The sequence below is a fragment of the Nostoc sp. DedQUE08 genome (assembly GCF_034530895.1).
Taxonomy (GTDB): Bacteria; Cyanobacteriota; Cyanobacteriia; order Cyanobacteriales; family Nostocaceae; genus Nostoc.
The window spans coordinates 292,558-295,755 of record NZ_JAVRCD010000004.1; the positions used below are offsets into that span (position 1 = coordinate 292,558).

The window sequence follows — 3,198 nt, forward strand, 5'->3', positions numbered from 1 at the left end:
ACCACGCAGTAGGGGCGCAAGGCCTTGCACCCCTACGACAGATGTGGTTCACTTGAATTCTGCTGTAACTATTGAAAGCTTGTATTGAGCAAGTACAAGAAGTTACGAATGATAGTGATTATAGAAAAAACATTGCTTGGGAAAAACTAATTAGTCGTTTATACACACTAGAAGAAATTAATCAAGCCCAAGAACCAACATTGCACGCGATCGCTGGTAGTGTAGAACTAATATTTCAGACTCATGAACATCCAGCAGTCTTACGAAACAAAGTCACGAGTCCTGGAGGAATAACGGCAGCTGGTCTTTACGAGTTAGAAAAAGGTGGTATGAGTACTGTTATCTCTAATGTAGTGCTTACTGCTTTGAACCACACTCAACAATTAAGTCACATGAGTTGAAAAATTAATAGGAAGTGCGATTTATATTAGTAATTATTACTAGTTATTCAACACAAAAAAGTCTTCAATATCATTCTAAAAAAAAGTCAATTTATTTCTAAAATATGCCAACCCAAGTTATTCAAGCTCAACCTTCAACAAATGCTTTTTCAGGTTTTATTCAATTTTGGAAAGACGTAAAAGCGGTCGCCCAACCTTACTGGTATCCAAACGACTCAGGAGACAGGGCATTCTCAGACGTGATTCGCTCATGGGGAATGCTCTTTCTTTTGATCTTATTAATAATTGCACTTGTAAGTGCAAATCTTTTTAATAGCTTTATTACTCGCTATTTACTAGATATCATAATTGAAGAGAAGAATCCTTCTAAGTTTTCTGATACTTTAGTGCTTTTCGGTTCAGCTTTGGTATTAGTAACCCTCTTGGCAGGGTTCTCAAAACTTCTGAGAAAAAAAATTGCTCTAGATTGGTATCAATGGCTAAATAGTAAGATTTTATCAAAATATTTAAACAGTCGAGCTTATTACAAAATTAACTTTCAATCTAATATTGATAATCCAGATCAACGTTTATCTCAAGAAATCGAACCCATTGCTAGCAATGCTTTAAGTCTTTCAGCTAATCTACTGGAAAAAATCCTGGAGATGGCAGGTTTTTTGATAATTCTTTGGTCAATCTCTCAGTCTGTTGCGCTGATTTTAGTTACTTATACGGTTATAGGCAATTTGATTGCTGTTTACTTGACCCAAGAATTAAATAAAATTAATCGAGAAGAACTAGAGGCAAAAGCTGACTATACCTATTGTTTGACTCATTTCCGCACTCATGCTGAATCAGTAGCTTTCTTTCGAGGAGAGAAGCAAGAATCAAATATTATTGACCGCAGATTTAGTAATTTGATAAAAAATGCTAAACGCAAAATTGATTGGGAGAAGAACAATGAGATTTTTAATAGAGGTTATCAGGCTGTAATTCAAATATTTCCATATATAGTATTTGGTCCTTTACAGATTAAAGGTGAAATTGATTTTGGAGAAATTAGCCAAGCGTCTATATGTTGCTATTTTTTTGCTAATGCTTTAGGAGATTTAATCAATGAATTTGGGAACTCTGGGAGATTTTCTAGCTATGTTGAGAGATTATCTGAGTTTTCAGATGCTTTAAAATCAGTAACTAAACAACCGGAAAATGTCAGTACTATTAAAACAATAGAAGAAAATCATCTTGCTTTTGAGAGTGTCACTTTACAAACGCCCAACTATGAGCAGGTAATTGTTGAAAATTTATCACTATCTGTTCAACCAGGAGAAGGTTTATTGATTGTTGGGCCGAGTGGTCGAGGTAAAAGTTCTCTATTGAGAGCGATCGCCGGTTTGTGGGATGCGGGGACTGGTCGTCTGGTGCGACCTCCATTAGAAGAAGTTTTATTTTTACCTCAACGCCCTTATATAATCTTGGGAACTTTGCGTGAACAGTTGCTTTATCCTAATACAAATCGTCAAATAAGCGATGCAGAACTCAAAAAATTTTTGCAACAAGTTAATCTGCAAAACTTACTAAGTCGAGTTGATGGCTTCGATACAGAAGTTCCTTGGGAAAACATATTATCAGTGGGGGAACAACAACGCCTTGCCTTTGCACGACTGCTAGTTACTCGTCCCAGCTTTACTATATTAGATGAAGCAACTAGTGCTTTGGATTTGAAGAATGAAGGAAGTCTATATCAACAGTTGCAAGAGACGAAAACAACATTTATTAGTGTTGGGCATAGGGAAAGTCTATTTGATTATCATCAATGGGTTTTAGAACTTTCACAAGATTCTAGTTGGCAACTTGTGACCGTGCAAGATTATCGAAATCAAAATACAAGCACTACTAAAACTACCGGAAATACTCCACTCAAAATAGATAGTTTTTTTAAAGATAAATTCCAAACCAAATTAGAGAACAGTACAGGCGAAGGGCTTTCCCATAAGGAAATGAATGCACTAACATCCTATTCCCTTAGCACTATTAGAAGTAAGGCAAGCAAAGGAGAGTTTATCACTACTAATGACGGCTTTATCTATCGCTACAACAAAGACCCTAAAGTATTGAAATGGGTTATGGATTAGCCCTCACTCATACTTTTTAGAACTCCCAACTAAAGGGTAAGAAAGCCGAAACAGCCCAAACCACATAAAACGAAGTTGCAGCCATTATCCAACAGCACGAATTGTCCTGGGAACATTGCACAACTTTAGATCAATTATATCATGTTCGGTAAATCACTTACGATTAAGCTCCGATTTTAATCCACCAGTGAAAACCCGTTAACCCTTGAATCATATCTTGCTGTTGAAGTAAAGATTGACAGCGATGAAATAAAACTTCTTCCAAATCATTTAGGGTGCCAAACGATTGATTGACAATTGGTTCGTCAACCAAAGTCTACAATCTTTCAGCAGGTTGTAATTCAGGTGAATGAGAGGGCAAAAATGTTAAATGTAACCCTTCAGGAATTTTTAAATTATGGCTAATATGCCAGCCAGCACGGTCAACAGCTAGAAGAATGTGTTTTTTAGTAAGTAAGTTAATCGTCATTCATTTTTCCAGACTGATTTTCTGGTAGTAAGGGCTACTCTACGGGTTCTGCAAAGCAGTACAGCCCTAGTTTTATACCACTGAAATGCTCATTAGCTTAATTGCGATCGCATCTTTGTCGCACAGCAGAACTTTCCAAAATAATTTTGAATTTATGAAATTAGGACTTACGCATTGACAGAATCATGATTATGTATATTAAAGTCCAACTTCT

1 protein-coding gene and 2 pseudogenes are annotated in these 3,198 nt (G+C 36.2%); 2 read left to right on the forward strand and 1 reads right to left on the reverse strand.

The window, feature by feature from the left end; all coding sequences use genetic code 11:
• Positions 1 to 182: 182 nt before the first annotated feature.
• Together RMY64_RS04660 and RMY64_RS04665 are read left to right on the forward strand one after the other, a co-directional pair.
• Positions 183 to 401 (forward strand): annotated as a pseudogene (locus RMY64_RS04660) (pyrroline-5-carboxylate reductase family protein); the annotation flags it as partial.
• Positions 402 to 505: 104 nt separating this feature from the next.
• Positions 506 to 2,515 (forward strand): ABC transporter ATP-binding protein/permease, encoded by a 2,010-nt coding sequence (locus tag RMY64_RS04665; protein ID WP_322699433.1) that lies wholly within the window; start codon positions 506 to 508, stop codon positions 2,513 to 2,515.
• Between the two features lie 163 nt (positions 2,516 to 2,678).
• Here the strand turns inward: RMY64_RS04665 and RMY64_RS04670 are convergent.
• Positions 2,679 to 2,960, reverse strand: a pseudogene (locus RMY64_RS04670) (IS630 family transposase); the annotation flags it as partial.
• Positions 2,961 to 3,198: the final 238 nt, after the last annotated feature.

What these genes read in the sequence shown, in the direction of transcription:
- RMY64_RS04665 (WP_322699433.1), top strand. Translation starts at nt 506, where the DNA reads ATGCCAACCCAAGTTATTCAAGCTCAACCTTCAACAAATGCTTTTTCA.